General features: G+C 48.1%; 17 protein-coding genes and 1 tRNA gene. 8 read left to right on the top strand and 10 right to left on the bottom strand.

Annotated elements, in window-relative coordinates; genetic code table 11:
• Positions 1 to 145: 145 nt before the first annotated feature.
• Together AN963_RS03615 and AN963_RS03620 are read left to right on the top strand one after the other, a co-directional pair.
• Positions 146 to 1,327, top strand: coding sequence for a UDP-N-acetylmuramoyl-tripeptide--D-alanyl-D-alanine ligase (locus AN963_RS03615; protein ID WP_083496778.1), 1,182 nt, complete (start codon positions 146 to 148; stop codon positions 1,325 to 1,327).
• 224 nt (positions 1,328 to 1,551) lie between these two features.
• A complete protein-coding gene (locus tag AN963_RS03620; RefSeq protein ID WP_055743188.1) occupies positions 1,552 to 2,535 on the top strand; it encodes a C40 family peptidase in 984 nt (327 codons plus the stop codon).
• 592 nt (positions 2,536 to 3,127) lie between these two features.
• On the opposite strand, the gene AN963_RS03625 is transcribed toward AN963_RS03620, so the two are convergent.
• From AN963_RS03625 to AN963_RS03650, 6 genes are all read right to left on the bottom strand, one after another.
• Positions 3,128 to 3,925 carry a FixH family protein gene (locus tag AN963_RS03625; RefSeq protein ID WP_055743189.1) on the bottom strand — a complete coding sequence of 266 codons (798 nt, stop codon included), beginning with the start codon at positions 3,923 to 3,925 and terminating at the stop codon, positions 3,128 to 3,130.
• 2 nt (positions 3,926 to 3,927) lie between these two features.
• Positions 3,928 to 4,542, bottom strand: coding sequence for an SCO family protein (locus AN963_RS03630; RefSeq protein WP_055743190.1), 615 nt, complete (start codon positions 4,540 to 4,542; stop codon positions 3,928 to 3,930).
• Between the two features lie 25 nt (positions 4,543 to 4,567).
• Complete coding sequence (gene ctaG / locus AN963_RS03635) at positions 4,568 to 5,437, bottom strand: cytochrome c oxidase assembly factor CtaG (protein WP_055743191.1); 870 nt, start codon at positions 5,435 to 5,437, stop codon at positions 4,568 to 4,570.
• Positions 5,438 to 5,612: 175 nt separating this feature from the next.
• Positions 5,613 to 6,083 (bottom strand): thioredoxin family protein, encoded by a 471-nt coding sequence (locus AN963_RS03640; RefSeq protein WP_055743192.1) that lies wholly within the window; start codon positions 6,081 to 6,083, stop codon positions 5,613 to 5,615.
• Between the two features lie 3 nt (positions 6,084 to 6,086).
• On the bottom strand, positions 6,087 to 6,515 hold the full coding sequence (locus tag AN963_RS03645) for a disulfide oxidoreductase (RefSeq protein ID WP_055743193.1): 429 nt from the start codon (positions 6,513 to 6,515) through the stop codon (positions 6,087 to 6,089).
• Between the two features lie 161 nt (positions 6,516 to 6,676).
• Complete coding sequence (locus AN963_RS03650; protein ID WP_055743194.1) at positions 6,677 to 7,465, bottom strand: metallophosphoesterase family protein; 789 nt, start codon at positions 7,463 to 7,465, stop codon at positions 6,677 to 6,679.
• An 86-nt stretch (positions 7,466 to 7,551) separates the two neighbouring features.
• On the opposite strand from AN963_RS03650, the gene AN963_RS03655 reads away from it, so the two are divergent.
• A complete protein-coding gene (locus tag AN963_RS03655; RefSeq protein ID WP_055743195.1) occupies positions 7,552 to 8,283 on the top strand; it encodes an NAD-dependent deacylase in 732 nt (243 codons plus the stop codon).
• 56 nt (positions 8,284 to 8,339) lie between these two features.
• A tRNA-Thr gene (locus tag AN963_RS03660) sits at positions 8,340 to 8,414 on the top strand.
• Positions 8,415 to 8,470: 56 nt separating this feature from the next.
• Here AN963_RS03660 and AN963_RS03665 read toward each other — a convergent pair.
• On the bottom strand, positions 8,471 to 10,078 hold the full coding sequence (locus AN963_RS03665) for a hypothetical protein (protein ID WP_055743196.1): 1,608 nt from the start codon (positions 10,076 to 10,078) through the stop codon (positions 8,471 to 8,473).
• 93 nt (positions 10,079 to 10,171) lie between these two features.
• Between AN963_RS03665 and AN963_RS03670 the strand changes: the two genes are divergently transcribed.
• Together AN963_RS03670 and AN963_RS03675 are read left to right on the top strand one after the other, a co-directional pair.
• A complete protein-coding gene (locus tag AN963_RS03670) occupies positions 10,172 to 12,085 on the top strand; it encodes an ABC-F family ATP-binding cassette domain-containing protein (RefSeq protein ID WP_055743197.1) in 1,914 nt (637 codons plus the stop codon).
• 349 nt (positions 12,086 to 12,434) lie between these two features.
• Complete coding sequence (locus AN963_RS03675) at positions 12,435 to 12,662, top strand: hypothetical protein (protein ID WP_055743198.1); 228 nt, start codon at positions 12,435 to 12,437, stop codon at positions 12,660 to 12,662.
• Between the two features lie 90 nt (positions 12,663 to 12,752).
• On the opposite strand, the gene AN963_RS03680 is transcribed toward AN963_RS03675, so the two are convergent.
• The 3 genes from AN963_RS03680 to AN963_RS03690 form a co-directional block, all read right to left on the bottom strand.
• Entirely contained in the window at positions 12,753 to 13,115 is a 363-nt protein-coding gene (locus AN963_RS03680; protein WP_055743199.1) for a L,D-transpeptidase, read from the bottom strand.
• 83 nt (positions 13,116 to 13,198) lie between these two features.
• Positions 13,199 to 13,444 (bottom strand): hypothetical protein, encoded by a 246-nt coding sequence (locus AN963_RS03685; RefSeq protein ID WP_055744434.1) that lies wholly within the window; start codon positions 13,442 to 13,444, stop codon positions 13,199 to 13,201.
• 132 nt (positions 13,445 to 13,576) lie between these two features.
• Positions 13,577 to 14,278, bottom strand: a complete 702-nt coding sequence (locus tag AN963_RS03690; protein WP_055743200.1) for a pirin family protein — start codon at positions 14,276 to 14,278, stop codon at positions 13,577 to 13,579.
• Between the two features lie 162 nt (positions 14,279 to 14,440).
• Between AN963_RS03690 and AN963_RS03695 the strand changes: the two genes are divergently transcribed.
• Together AN963_RS03695 and AN963_RS03700 are read left to right on the top strand one after the other, a co-directional pair.
• A complete protein-coding gene (locus tag AN963_RS03695; RefSeq protein WP_055743201.1) occupies positions 14,441 to 15,199 on the top strand; it encodes a DUF4931 domain-containing protein in 759 nt (252 codons plus the stop codon).
• Between the two features lie 14 nt (positions 15,200 to 15,213).
• Positions 15,214 to 16,074: a GNAT family N-acetyltransferase gene (locus AN963_RS03700; protein WP_055743202.1), complete on the top strand. Its 861-nt coding sequence runs from the start codon at positions 15,214 to 15,216 to the stop codon at positions 16,072 to 16,074.
• The last annotated feature ends 105 nt before the right edge of the window (positions 16,075 to 16,179 follow it).

Below are 16,179 nucleotides of genomic sequence, written 5' to 3' on the forward strand. Positions count from 1 at the left end.
CTTTTTCTACTCTATTCAGGGAACGCTTTGCTTGTTTTGGATGAGAGCGGAACGTTTTCATAGATAAAGGTCCATACAGGCTGTCTCTCTTTCTCATACAATATTCAAGTCGATGGTGAGGACAGAGTAGAGGGGGAAATTACGATTGAAAGGTACTGGTAAAAGGAACGCCAAGACAAAAGCGAAAGTACCACCTAGGAAGACACTCATTCTCCAAAAGCCCGTGATATCTGTGACGGGAAGTGCGGGTAAGACGACGACGAAAGAAATGATTTCCTCCATTCTGAGTAGGCGATGGAACATCTATAAATCGATGTATAACAAAAACTTTTTAGGAAATACCCGCGCGCACGCCAGGCGTATTACAGACGAGCATAAAGCCGTTGTACTCGAATATGGGATCTTGGGCAGTGGTCACATCAAGAGGCATTGTGAAATGATTCAACCATCCATTGGCGTCATTACGAATATTGGTACAGCACATATCGGCAAATTTGGCGGGAAGATAAGCGGAATTGCCATGGCAAAATCAGAGCTTATTCGTTACATGAACGCGACTGGGAGGGTATTTCTGAACCAGGATTGCCCTTATTCGCGTGAGATGACCAAGCAACCGTATGTAGGGGATTTTGTGGGTACTTTCACTACCGTGGGGATCGAGCAAGAGGCGGATTATCGCGCAACGAATATCCAAATCGATGATCAGGGAATTCGGTTCTCCTGTTTGGTAGACGGGACACAAGAGGATTTTTACCTGCCGACACTAGGGGAGCACAATATTTACAATGCCTTGTTTGCCATCGCTGTGAGTCATTCGTTGGGGTTTTCGGCAGGGACAATTCGAGAAGGTTTGCTCACATTCCGTCCTCAGCGAAAAAGGCTCACTCACTATCGGTTCGCAAATAATGTGCAAATCTTCGACGATACCTACAGCTCCAATCCGGATGCTGCCAAAGCTGCGATTGATGTGCTCTGTCAGGTTGGAAGTGGGAAGAAGGTAGCTGTTTTGGCAACGATGCTGGAGATGGGTAATTACGACGTGAAAGGGCATGAAGATGTCGGACAATATTTGAGCCAAAAGAATGTGGATTATCTGTATACGCTGGGGACGAGCGCTCGTCATATCGCACGCGCAGCCATACGATCCGGATTTCCTGCGAATCGGGTGGTTCACTGCCAGACGAAGGAGAGGCTGCATCGTTTGCTGTCCAAACGGATCGGGCCGGATACCACCTTTCTCGTAAAAGGCTCTCACCGTTTGAAGATGGGTGAAACCGTCCTCTTTTTGAGTAAGGAAACAGCGAAAGTCCGACAGCACAAAAAATAACCCATTCGTTTCGATAAAGAAGCGCTTGTCTGTTTGAAGGACAAGGGCTTTTTTTACGATACTGAAAAGGGTAACGACTTAGAATGAAGGTAGTTCTTTGGTCATCCGTCTATGTAATCAAATCCTCGATTGGAAAGATTTTCAGCCTATTAGGACTACCATTTTTTCAGTAAACTGGTTCCGTACCCAATCCGTTGGGGTAGACACAGCCAGGAGGAGAACGAATGACGAAACGAGATTGGTTACAAAGATCGACTGTCGCCGTCATGCTGAGTACATCCTTGCTCATGCTCACAGAAGGTGGACATGCTGCAGCAGCGCAGACTGTGGATTCGCAATCTTCTGCTAAATCAGTAGAGGTAGTCAAAATTGCCAATACCTTGATCGGAAAGGACTACAAATATGGCGCAACAGGGCCTAGTTCTTTTGGATCTGCTGGCTTGGCGACGTACATATTCAAACAAGTAGGAATCAAAGTAGATGACACGATAGCAGAGCTCTACAAGGCTGGGGAGAAGGTCACGGAATCCAATATGCAAGAGGGCGACCTGCTGTTCTTTTCTTCAACTGGCAAAGGGGCGCCGAGCTTTATGGGCATCTACATTGGAAATAACCAATATATTTATTCTTCCGAAGGCGAAGATGCTGTTGTTCTCAAAAAAGTAAGTGACTACTCGACAAAATTGGTAGGGGTACGTCGTGTACTCCCAGCAGATTCTGGCACTAGCCCTACCCCGGATCCTGGAACTACGACTCCTGAGACATCGAAAATCGGGGATAAAGTCATTGAAGCAGGGAAGAAATACTTGGGGACACCGTACGAATACGGATCGACTCGATCGAACAAAAAGACGATGGACTGCTCTGAATTCACTATGTGGGCTTACAAAGATGGTGCCAACATTAACATGGGCAATGGAGGAGCAAGATCCCAGGCTAACTATGTAAAGAGTCACGGGACTTACACTACTGACATCAGTAAGCTGAAAAAAGGCGATTTGGTCTTCTTTATGAGCTACAAAGGCTGGAAAGAGTCAGATTATAAAAATATTAACGTGCCGAAGCAAAGCATCACCCACGTTGGCATCTACATGGGGGATAACAAACTGCTTCAAACATTCTCCAAAGAGTCGGGTGGCGTCAAAATAACGGATTTCACAGGTACACATTGGGAATACCGTTTTATCATGGGTGGACGCCCTTACTAATAGACAAGTAGCCGTTACCAAGGAAAGGATGACGCCAGAGCGTTGTCCTTTTTCTATTTGGCGCGGTTGCAAGCTAGCGGGATAAAGGCATAGAAGACAGGAGCGGAAAAAATAGGTGAATGACCGATGGCAAACGCACATGCCATATCCGCGTTTGCTGCATTTCCTATAGGGAGACTTGTAGGAGGTGAAACGTCATGTCACATCGTTATCCGCCCCCGCCGCCCCCCGGAGATTATCCAGGGTCACCAGGGGCACCTGGAGGTTTTCCACCACCGCCCTCGGGACCGCCGCCAAGCAGGACGCCGAGTTCACCAGGATCGCGTGGATACGGTGGCACACGCCGCATTGACGCCGGCAGCTTCTATCCGTGCTTATATCGCTATACCTATGTGTGGCTGAGAAATGGGAACTCGTTCTGGTTTTATCCTATTCACGTCAGCCGTAATTCCGTTGCAGGCTATCGTTGGAGACGTAACCACTGGGAATATTACGGCACAGATATAGACAGGATTGCTTATTTTACATGCTAACGGAAAAAGGCGTATCTCCCAAGAACTTGTGGGGATGCGCCTTTTCGTTTCCTCAACACTTATTGGACGGATAGGGGAAAGCTCTTGTGGTCATGGACTTCGCCTTTTTCCACGTGCACGTTGACGGTATAGCTGCCGGCTGTAGGGAGAACAGCATTTGCGCTGTACTGGCCTGGCTGCGTCTCGGTTGCATCGATGAAGTTGTGCTTCTCCTCATTTCCCTGCCAAATTTCAAATTTCACGGCCGCTTGGGCAAAACTTTGATTCTCTTTCATTAAATGAACAGTGAAGGAAGCGGATTCTGCCGCTTTCATCGTCTCAGGTGGCATGAAGTGAAAGTCGACACCACTTGCTGGGTGCTCTGGACTGGCTGTGTCACTGCCATTCCCATGCTCATGCTTAGATGGAGTCGCAGTAGGCTGGGCATGTCCTGAATGGCCATTATCTGTTCCGCTTGCATGCTTACTATCTCCTACAGAAAAGGCTACTTTCTGCATGTTATGAAAATCGCGTGCCGTCACGTGATAGTAAACAAAGTAAGAGCCAGGTTCATCAATCGTTTGCTGTGCAGTGTAGACACCGTCCGCCTGGAGCGTGGCGGGAATCGTCACGTGCTGTTCCTGGCCATCTTTCCACCATTCAAATTTGACTTCTTTGGCATCATCGATGGAAGTGCCATTCTGTGTGACCTTGACCGAAAACGTGATGGTTTCACCTTTCGCCGGTTCTGCTGGTTGCATAGAGAAGGCTGCATCGATCGGTTCGGAAGAGGGGAGTGCTGTTTCCTGGTCGTCCTTGCCACAGGCGGACACCATCAATGCGAGCATACAGAGTAGGGAGAAATAATACCGTTTCATCTTTACATTCCTTCCTTTTTCAAGTTCATCAGCTGCTGATAAATTTGCTCGGGATCAAAATCATCTCCCATGCCAAATTTGCGAATTACTTCGTTGCTTTCATTGACTAAATAAGTGCTGGTGGTATGAGTGATAAATCCATCTTCTGTCTTGCTGGCAATGAAGCCTAGCGAGCTGGTTACGGTTTGGATGGAACGATCATCTCCGCGCAGAATGGACCAACCATGCGCATCGATCCCTAGCTGATTGGCGTACTTTCGCAATACGTCAGGCGTATCGTTTTGTGGATCGATACTCACGGTCAAAAACTCGATACCGTTGCCCATCAAATGGACCTCTTTCAGCCGTTTCTGTAACTGCACCATTTTCACGGTCGTCGTCGGACATACATCCGGACAGCGCGTGTAAATCAGCTCGACTAAGCGGAGGCTTCCTGGTTTGGGAGAGAGAGAATAAGCATCTCCATCCAGCGTTTCTAATGATATGGAAGGCAATGTGGCCGTGACGTTTTTCGAACCGCCCCAAAACCAGGAGGCAACCAGTGCCACGAGTACGAGGACTGGTAAAAACAATAGCAACCGTCTTAGCCGAATCGCGGCGACAGGTGTTACGGGCATGATTGCAAGCCTCCTTATTGCTTGTTTAATGAGGAAGGAGTTGATCGTCAGGCTGATCCTTTTCTTTCCGATACCACGAGGCAAACACATAAGCTAGTACCGAACCGTAAGTCAATTCCTGCATCAGCTTCATGATAATACCACCTAACCGCTGATCGTCAAGAGCTTGCAACGGAACGGCAAACATCGATTTGTCGATGGGAGCGGAGAAAAATGGGGCACAGAGCATGGTTGGGCCACTCACATAGGTATCGTACAAAGGGGTTGCAGAGAAAATGATCAAGGCGCAGGCTGGGGTTATCAGGACCCCATTCGCAAAGATATACGCCAGCTTTTGCAGCTCGGTCAAACGATGAATCTCGGGCAATGGTGCAATAACGGGCATCCACATCAGCAAGGCACTCAAGAGCAAAAGCAGGTGGATCAGATTGTGCATGGCCAACTGATTCATGGCCATGTCTAGAATAACAGGCATGTGATAAAACGAAAACAAGGCGTTAAACAAGAGAACCGCAGGGATGGGATGACTGAATACGCTCAAGAGCTTCCTGGACCATTTTCGTTCTATCAATGGACGCAACAGCCACGCGGGTGTTCCGGCCAGCATGAGTAGGGGCATGACCAGATACAGCATGGATTGCTGGAGCATATGGGCACTAAAAAGAAAGTGTCCGGCGACGTTTAGCGGACTTCCCATTCCAAAGTAAAAAAGCAACAGGCCAGCTGCAAACAGGCATTTTTTGCCCAAAGGTACTGGTGTAGCATGGGCAAAGGTATGGCGAAGAGGGCCAATGAATGAAAAGTAAGCAATCCCCAGCAAAGCAGTAAGGACGATCAGCTCCGGGTTCCATGTCGCCCGAAAGCCAAAGGTTGTTGTCAAATAGGTAATCATCATGAACAAACCTCCGATATCCAAGATCTTCCCCATTCATCATTATAGGCAAAGGTAAGGAAAAGCCTAATGACTCATTCGGGCTATTTCTTCCAAAGATAACCGGAGTGTTCACATAAATGTCACCGTTCATACAAGAACAGCCTCCCGACTGGATAGCGGGAGGCTGGAGACAGCATTATGATTTTGTCTGTTCTTCGAGCCACTTCTTCCACTCGTTGGCTTCGTGTCCTCCGACCAGACGAGCTACTTCTTGTCCACCTTTATAGTGGATCAAGGTTGGGGTGTACTCGATTTGGAAGTCATCCCAGCTGGCATTGAATTCCAAGAGGTTGTGTTTTTTCATGTCGATCTTCATGTCTTTTACGATGGGTACCAAGACCGGAGTGGTGGCTTGGCAGTGTTCGCACAACGGGCTGTAGTAATAGACAAACATGTCTTCCTTGTTGGTCAGACGCGATTTTAGTTCGTCAGGCATGATCAGGTTGTCATACAGCGGGTCGCTCAGTTGCGCGAGAGTAGCAGGGTTGAGAGTGGTCTTTCCATAAGGGTTTCCTGCGGCTTGCTGGCGGTTGGAAATGTCTGAGTAGACGATAGCGCCGATCAACAGGGCCGCCACAAGGATAGAGAAAAAAATAATTTTTTTCATGGATTATTGCTCCTTTCCATTTTTCAAAACAATAATTTGCAGCACAATGATCAACGCAAACGCGATCAAAGCGAGAAACGGAATGGTGATAAAGCCTAACCAGTTGATGTAGTCAGAATTGCAAGGTACGATGCCGCACGCATTGCCGAGCTCATGCAAGGCGGGTACCTTCTGAATCAAATAGTGGTAGAGGGAGATCAAGCCGCCAATCACAGAAAGAATCAAGGTGTACAAGGACATCTTGTAATCTTTTTTCGCGGAGGCTACTCCCAGTAAAATGACCAGTGGGTACATCAGAATCCGTTGATACCAGCACAGGTCACACGGTATGTATTTCAGCACTTCTGAAAAAAACAGACTGCCTGCTGTGGCAATCAGGGCGATTCCCCAGGAAGCAAACATGGCTTGTTCCATGGCTTGTGCACGCTTCATAAAAACACCTCGTCCTCATCTTAGCATAGTGCGATTGGGAAGTTGATTATAAAAACAGGGTGAGAGTACGGGCTTGTCCAGCAAAGGGTCGCCCGATTCCACTACCCATTGTAGTGTAAAAACGGACAGGAGACAATATATCATTTGGTCAAACTGCCGATTTACCCGTTGACTTGCACGATTGGATAGGGGTGAACATCTTGAATCGGTACAAAGATGGATTGCAAGGAAGGCCACTTCACGAGCATCACTCCGCGGCGGTAGGCAGCGCCTCCGTCGATCCCGATGATGTTATCCCGTCTCCACGGTCCTGTCCCACGATAACCAGGCAGTTTGGGAACGGGTGTATGACCGAACACGATTGGCATTTCTCCCTGATAATAATCGTAAAAGGGCTCCCTGATCCACAAGAGATCTTCTGGATTCTGTTCTGCCAGCGGAATGCCGGGTCTGACGCCTGCATGAACCAATAGAACGGCGGGAGCACCCGTGCGTTCGTCTGTAGGAAGTTCGATATACAGGGGAAGTGAATTCAGGGCAGGTAGCAAAAACGGGTACTTGGTTAGAATGATTTGTCGCGCTTCTTCTTGGATTCCGGGGGTAGGAAGTCCTCCGACAAAAGCTCGACGCAGGGGGTGATTGCCCAACAGAGAACGAAGCGTTGCGTCGCCACCATTAAAGCGGAGATAATTCTCGGCGTTTCCTCGCCCAGTGAGCCAATCTTCAAACATTTGCTCGTGATTGCCTTTGATGAGGAAGACCTGCTGCGGATAGGGTTGGCGAAGTTCGAGCAACCCTAGCAGCACTTCTTTCGACTGTGGGCCACGATCGATCATATCTCCGATTACGTACAATTTATCTCCCTGATTGGGTGAAAAGGAAGCATCCTGAAGCGTTTTTTGAAACGCTTCGTACTGGCCGTGGATATCGGAAACGAAATACGTCGTCATCGACAAGCCACCCTCCTCAGTGTACAAAATACATCTCTATCTACTACAATATGAGAAACATGGAAACGGGTGAAGGTGGGAAGAGCATGGATCAGTCGGCTGAGTTGGCAGAGTGGATCAAAGCAGCGTCCACTTGTGTAGTCTTTACGGGGGCAGGGATGTCAACAGAGAGCGGATTGCCAGATTTTCGTTCGCAGCGCGGATTGTGGAGCGGGCAAGATCCGACCAAGCTGGCTAGCACCCATTCGATGCATCACAACAGGCAGGCGTTTATCGAGTTTTATCGGATGCGTATCGAAGGCTTGCTTTCCTGTTTGCCGCATGCAGGACACGAGCTGTTGGCGGGCTGGGAAACACGTGGATTGATTCGTGGGATCATTACTCAAAACGTAGATGGATTCCATCAACGAGCAGGGAGCGAATCCGTAGCAGAACTACATGGTACCCTTGCCACGGTCCGATGCTCGCTCTGTCAAAATGAGCGCCCTAGTGAAACGTATTTGGCAGCCGAGGGGACTCACTGCCAATGTGGAGGGTTTATGCGCCCTTCTGTTGTTTTGTTCGGCGAGTCTCTACCTCAGACAGCACTGGAGCAGGCGGAGGAATGGACGAACGAGGCTGATTTGTTTATCGTTTTCGGATCTTCCCTGGTGGTTAGTCCTGCCAACTTTTTTCCGCAACAGGCAAAGGAAAATGGAGCGAAACTGGTGATCGTAAATCGTGAGCCTACCCCATTGGATGGATGGGCAGATATGGTTATTCAAGACATGCTGATCGGATCTTTGCTCCAGGAAACGGATAAAATTCTAAACCTGTGACGGTGCCCCTTGAAATTTGGCGATGAGTTTACTAAAATATTTTTTGTAATCGCCATGCTAGCGTAGCACAGGGGTAGTGCAGCTGATTCGTAATCAGCAGGTCGGGGGTTCAAATCCCTTCGCTAGCACCATCGTGAACAAACAAAACCAGGGGACCAATACCCCTGGTTTTTTCTTTTGCATCTCCTTATTGATAGGCAGAGACGATCCCTGAAATGGCATTTACATAGCGAGCATGGGCGGTAATAGACGCAACGTAGGCCAATATCGGCTCTTCAGATTGAGGATCCTTGAATACGTAGTTTAGCTCCAGCTTAAGTGCTTTCAGCCATTGTTTTTTTGCTTCATCAGCAGAAAGAACGTTTGGAGTAGCTGCGGTCGAGGTAGTATGCGCCCTAGTAGTAACGGAAGTCATGACATTGCCATTCAGGTCTAATGAGAGAGCAACGATCGGTTTGGTTGTTCGCACGCCATTTATGCTTGGGTAGAGCTCCATAGTGTATTTGTTGGAACTCTGTTTCATTTGGCCAGGTTCGACGTAAGTCTCTCGAAGGAAGTAATCGCCTTTCTTCAGAGGGATATATTGCTCTATGAAGCGGAGTGCCTTTTTCTTTGCGTCTGCTGGTGTTGCAAGAGTGGAATCGCGTTCGCTACTCAAGTTTTCCGATTCGACGGTGAGCATCTCTCCGGTTTTTTCATTGAATCGAACGACTAACGTCTGTTTGCCCGCGCTTACAGTATGTATGGAAAGTGGCGTCTCATTCGGATGGCTTTCTCGCCTGTTGGATGCTGTCAACCCATCTGGATTCAAGCCAAAAAAGGACTGGGCCATGATTTTTACGGTATCGGACGAAATAGTCTGTTCTTTCGTGGCAGATCCGACGGTGAAGCTGGAGTCTACAAATGGAATGTCAGATACGATTGCTTCACCTGTTTTTGCATCGATAGAGGCATATGGTAGCGCAACATAATGATACAATCCCTGCTCATCGTCGTAAGCGAGTTCCAGCTTGATCTGTTTGGCAAAGGCCTGCTTATCCTGCTCCGACGAAAGAATGTCTGCTTTTGAAGGAAGAGAACGCTCGTCAATGGTTGAATTCAGTCGATGATAGGAAGAAATGTTGCCAGCAGAATCGACGAGGATACGGCCGACAGACTTTTGGACAGGAATATCTTTCACAATCGGATAGACGGACACTTCTGCCATCGATTCGAAAATAGCAGTGGCATGGTTGGCAACGGTGAAATTTTCTCCAATGACTGATTCGACGAAGTCTGCGTCTGAGCTTACAGCATGTTCGAGATCGGCAGATTTGCTTTTTTGTCCTTTCCCCCAAGTAGTTGTCAACTGAGTCAGTTTAGTATCCTTTTCTGAAAAGAACAGACTGACGGATGAGGGAACTCGATTTGTCTGGCTGGAGTCGAAAGAGTTATTGTTCAGTGTGACCTGCCGGGAGTCCTGCAGATTCACGGTAAAGTCAGTCATTCCAAAGTATTCAGCTGTCAGCTTTACGGTACGCTTGACACCGGGTGGGGCAGTCTTGATCGCTTCCTCATAGCTGTTGGTAGTGAGGGCAGTAGCTTTGGGCAGTGAAGCCACAGGGAGGGTAGCAAATAAGCAAGTGCAGAGCACGACGCCTATGACAGTGCGTAATGGTTTCACATATAGCTTTCCTTTACGGAAAATCGAAAAATAGGACACGACGCGATATCCTGATTTTACCATAAAATTAAGAATGATCCATTTGTTTCCAAATAATCTGTCCGACGAAATATCTCGTGCACACAATTTCATGTGTTCCTCCCTAGAGCTTCCTCGAAAAACATGTTACCATCGGATATAGCATTCATTTGCATCCAGGCAAATAGAAAAGTACAGGTGACTACCATGCAAATATTATCTGTTGAGAACCTCTCCAAGAGCTATGGAGAGAAAGTACTGTTCGATAACATTTCTTTTCATATCGCCGAACAACAGCGGATTGGTTTGATCGGTGTAAATGGCACCGGGAAGTCCTCCCTGTTGAAAATCATCGCGGGGCTCGACACATCAGATAGCGGAAAGCTTGTGCACGCCAATCGGTTCCACGTCGAGTATTTGCCACAAAATCCGAGCTTCGATGAGGATTCCTCCATTTTGGACCAAGTATTTTACGGAGACTCCCCCTTGATCCAGCTTTTGCGTGAATACGAAGAAGCATTAGCTGATCTGCAGACTTCTCCAGACGACGAGAAAAAGCAATCGCGCGTCTTTTCGTTGCAGACCAAGATGGACGCAGCAGATGCTTGGGAGAGCAATACGCAGGCAAAAATGATTTTGACGCAGCTGGGCTTGAACGATTTTACCCAAAAGGTAAGGGAACTGTCTGGAGGGCAAAGAAAACGGGTCGCTATGGCGCGTGCTCTGATTCAACCGGCAGATCTGTTGATTTTGGATGAGCCGACAAACCACATTGACAATGAAACGGTAGAGTGGCTGGAGGAGTATTTGTCCCGATATAAAGGGGCATTACTGCTCGTGACGCATGACCGTTATTTCCTGGACCGTGTGACAAACCGGACGTTTGAATTGGACGGGGGCAAGCTCTACAGCTACGAAGGCAACTACGCGACGTTTTTGGAGAAAAAAGCAGAGCGGGAAGAAAACGAAGCGGCGGCAGAGAGCAAACGTCAAAACCTGTTGCGCAGGGAGTTAGCTTGGCTGCGGCGTGGAGCGAAGGCTCGGACGACCAAGCAAAAAGCGCGTGTAGGGCGGGCAGAGGAGTTGCGCGATCGTGTCGTGGAAGGCCCGGCAGCCAAAATGGATATGGCGTTGGGGGCTAGTCGATTAGGCAAAAAGGTCATCGAACTGGAAAACATCAGCAAGGCTTATGGCGACCGCAAGCTCATTCAAGACTTCAGCTATATTGTTCTGCCAGGAGACCGTGTCGGTATTATCGGTCCAAACGGCAGCGGAAAATCCACTCTTCTCAATATGCTGGCAGGAAGATTGGAGCCGGATGAGGGAACGATCGATGTGGGGCAGACCGTCAAGATCGCCTACTACACGCAAGACAGCGTAGAAATGAATGAAAAGCTGCGCGTGATTGAGTATGTAAAAGAAGCGGCAGAAGTCATTCATACCAACGACGGAGAAGCGATTACAGCTTCGCAAATGCTGGAGCGATTTCTCTTTTCACCGCACATGCAGTATACCCCGATATCCAGACTTTCCGGTGGAGAGCGCCGCCGACTTTATTTGCTTCGTACGTTGATGGGCGAGCCGAATGTGCTGTTTCTGGATGAGCCGACAAATGATCTGGATATACAGACGCTCAGTATTCTGGAAGACTATCTGGAGCAATTCCCAGGGGCAGTCATTACGGTTTCCCATGACCGCTACTTCCTGGATCGAACAGTTGACCACTTGTTTGCCTTTGAAGGCCAGGGGAAAATTCGCCACTTTACGGGCAATTACTCTGAGTATTTGGATGAGCAACGAGAAGAAAAGGCAGTTCCCACACAGGCAGTCTCGGAGACAAACGACAAGAGTGAGAGCAGTAGTGCCAACCGCGGGAACAACCGCACGAAAAAGCTCTCCTACAAAGATCAAAAGGAATGGGATGAGATCGAAGGAAAGATCGCATCACTAGAAGATCGCAGCGTCAAGCTGAAGGAAGAGATCGCAGCTTCAGGAAGCGACTACGGAAAAGTGGAGAAGCTGTACGCCGAAGAACAACAAGTAGCATCTGCACTGGAAGCTGCAATTGAGCGCTGGGCAGAGCTCTCCGCGATGATCGAAGAACTGGAACAAGGAAAGTGAGTTTTTTCCACCCCCGAATGAGTGAGAGAATCTCGTTTGGGGGTTTTTCATGTATACTTCTTTCAGGGGAGCGTGATCTGATGGTAATAGAGATGAATCAAGAGCGGTTTGATGGGATGCAAACAGAGCTGGTTGGATCGCGTACACTCGTCAGGAGTTCTCGTAATCAGCGTCTGACGATGCTCGCATGTACATTCGCAGCCACCCTAGTGAATTTGTGTGTTGGGAGCCCCAATAAGTCCCTACTGTTGTGCCAATCTCTGTGTATGTAGCCAGTAATTGTGGCTGTGAAATGACTGCCGGCTTCTGTAGACTTAAGTAGATTACTTAGTAGAGGAGTCGCTGTCGTTTGCCTGCCTACAAGTTGGACCCTGAATGGGTAATGGCTTATTTAGCCCAGCAAGAAGAGAAGCTCGCCGTAGAGCTTCAACCAGATCAAAGAGATGTAGTAATGAACAAGATAAGGGAACTGACGTTGTCTATCATGTACAAGCAAGCCAGAAGATATCTAGTGTATTTTGATTCTAGTGAAGAAGAAGCAGAAACAACGGATGAAAAGAACTCGCGACTCATGTGAAAAAGGCCCGCCTCGGGTAGTAGGCGGGTCTTTTGCTGTTCATTCGGGTGTGAGTTTAGAATGAAGGTGCCAGCTAAACCGGGGGTTCGCCTACTGTGCTCTTATTCTGACAGGTGTGCCGATAGGGACAAGGCTGGCCAACGTATTCACATCTTGATTGAACATGCGGATGCAGCCGTGGGATACGTACTTGCCGATGGAGGAAGGATTGTTGGTGCCGTGTATGCCATAGTGAGGCTTGCTTAATCCGAGCCAATAGGTACCGAAAACACTCAAGGGACCGCCGGGGTAGGAATCGGGATAAGGTACTTTATTTACAATGGTAAAGTCGCCGTGTGGAGTTGACGTTGCTATTTTACCCAATGCGACTGGAAAGGAACGGACCAACTGAGGACCATCAAACAGATCCAGACGCAGGTTTGCGATCGATATGCGAATGTTATATGCCGGCATTATCGTCACCTCCCAAGGATGATCGGGATATGGTTCTACCCTATCCTATGTGAGTGGCCAAAAGCCGTACCTGTGCGAAGGATTTAGCGTGCTCCGAAATCGACTGAGTACTTGTCTGGATAGCGCAGGCCGTCCCGATAAAACAAGGTTCTCACCCATGCGTACATGCGAAGGGGGATCGAGGGAAAGACGATCGCCAGATGGCCTTTTTCCAAAATAGGTAAATCTAACGGGGATTGAATTTCGTACGGGACACCTTCCTGGTCGAGCAGTAATTTATATTTGTGGGCTTCGCTCCAGCTGACCGGATAATAAAAAGATCTTTCCATTTCATCCAACACCTTTCCAGCTTCACTACTACCATTGTATGCGATCCCTTTGAGATAAAAAAAGAAAACGCAGCCCATTGAAATAAAAATAGGCTACGTCTCTATCAGAAAAAATGTTCGCGGAACGGGAGCTTATGGTAAATCAATTAGCATGAAATAGGCGTTGCTCTTCGCGTTGATCTCCAGGCTAGTCGTCGAAGTGATTCGTGCGGAATCCCGTGTTGCGAGGGAAGTGTCCGAATTGAGTAGTAGTTCACCTTCCATGACGAAAAGGTACGTGCGTCTCTGGGTATTTTGTTCAAAAGAAATCGTCTGTCCAGCCTCCAGGCGAGAGAGGTACAGCGTCAGGTCTTGATGGATTTTGGCAATCTCTTCGCCACCTTCCGTCGATACGACAGGAAGAAGCTGGTTGAGCAGTTTCGCAGGTTCGTACGCTTTTTGCTCGTAGGAAGGTGTCAATCCATATTGCGCCGGTTCAAACCAGAGCTGCAAAAACTTTACTTCTTCTGTAGCAGACGGATTCATCTCTGAGTGGACGACGCCTGTGCCCGCACTCATTCGTTGTACCTCACCAGGGCGAACGACCTCTTGACGTCCCGTGCTGTCTCGATGGCCGAGCTGTCCTTGGAGGACGATAGAGACGATCTCCATTTCCCGGTGCGGGTGAGAGCCAAAACCGGTTTGGGGCGCTACCCTGTCGTCATTGAATACACGCAAGGGTCCAAATCCCATATTGTCGGGATCATAATAATCAGCAAAGGAAAAACTGAAGTTGCTTTTTAACCAGCCGTGATCAGCAGTATAACGCGATCCTGCTTTTCGTACGTCAATCATGAGAGACCTCCTCGTGAAACTTGTTTCAATAAGCATATCGTAACGTTTATACTTACTTTTGTGAAGATAATTACATAAAAATAGTGAAGAGAAAAAACGAAATGATTTTCACCTGATTTCCGTGTAAAGTGGAAGGAGGTGGCAATTAGGAGGGACACTTGGATGACGCAGACTCATTTGCACTTTAACATGCACATTGGCAGAAAAAAACCGGAGAGCGTAATTAACCGAGAAACCGCTTGTCCTTTTTGCGACACGAACAGCCTCACCAATGTGCTGGAGCAGCGTGGGTCCATGATCTGGCTGATGAACAAATATCCGGTTTTGCAAGATACCTATCAGACCGTTTTGATTGAGTCGGATGATTGTGAAGGGGATTGGTCCCTCTATTCGAAGGAACATGTGCACGATCTGCTCGCATTTGGTGTAGAAAAATGGATGGAGCTGGAAAAGAGTGGAGAGTTTCAATCCGTGCTCTTTTTTAAGAATCACGGCCCGTATTCAGGCGGGAGCATCCGCCATCCGCATATGCAAATTGTTGGCTTGAATGAATACGATTATCGCAGTCAAGTAAAGGAAAGTGATTTTGCTGGAATTCTCATCGACCGTGGACGGGGAGTGGAGTGCACACTGTCGACGCATCCACGCGCAGGCTTCTTTGAGTACAATGTGATTCTATCCGATTGGGAAGGGTTGCCAAGGATGGCGGAGTACCTGCAAATCTTGGCGCACTGGATTCTCCACCATGTCAATCGCCGTTGCCTGAGCTACAATTTCTTCTTTTACCGGTGGGGAGAAAAGCTCGTCGCAAAAGTGGTTCCACGCTTTGTCACTTCACCCCTTTACATAGGATACTCGATTCCGCAGGTCGCGAACAATTTGGAGGAAATGGTTGCTGAAATGAAACGACATTATTTCTAGGGGGATTTGAAGGAATGGGATATGAGTTACTTGGAACGAGCAAGCTGTCAGTAGAAGAGCTGGCTGAAGTGAAACAATTGGTGAATGTGTGCAACGATCATGATGGAATCGATCTCAAAGTAAATCCGGATATGCTGGGCAATCGTTCCGGCGAGCATACCGAAGATTTTCTGTGCTATGAGGATGGGCAACTGGTTGGCTTTTTGGGGCTCTTCGTGTTTCATGGCCAAGAAGCAGAAGTAAGTAGTATGGTGCATCCGGACTATCGTCGAAAAGGAATTTTCCGTGCCTTGCAGACTCGTGCCGCCGAAGAATGCGAGAAGAGAAGCATACCGAATCAGTTGTTCATCGTCCAAAGGGAGTCGCTGTCAGGTAAAGCGTGTATGGAGAAATTCGGGGCAACGTACGATTTTTCAGAGTATTGGATGGATTTCGATGGGCAAAAGACTACCACTGCACCTGCTTATATCGAGATGCGCATTGCTGGTAAGGAAGATTCAGAGACCTTGATTTGGTTGAATGTCCATGGCTTTCAGATGGAGGAAGACCGAGCACGTGAGATGAGCAAAAGAATTGAAGTGGAGTCTAGCTCGACGACTTATTTGATATTGGTAGACGATCAACCAGTCGGAAAGCTCAGTACCAACATCTCGGAAGGGAAAGGGTTCATTTTTGGATTCTGCGTTCATCCTGATCATCAAGGGAAAGGATACGGCCGCCGAGCGTTGGCGCGAGCCATTCACTTTATCAGGGAAAAAGGCTACGAGGAAATGTCGCTAGAGGTCGCAAGCGAAAATAGTAGCGCATTGGGTCTATATGAATCGTGTGGCTTTGTCGTCAAGTCGGCAAACGATTATTACAAGCTGCCACTGTAAGCTTGCAAACTGTTCACAGGTGCACGTCAGATTGGATATGAGGTTCGAATCCGTGCTACGATAAAGAAGATCTACACAGGAGTGCGGAAAAAGGAGTGACGAATC

It is taken from the genome of Brevibacillus choshinensis (assembly GCF_001420695.1).
Classification (GTDB): domain Bacteria; phylum Bacillota; class Bacilli; order Brevibacillales; family Brevibacillaceae; genus Brevibacillus; species Brevibacillus choshinensis.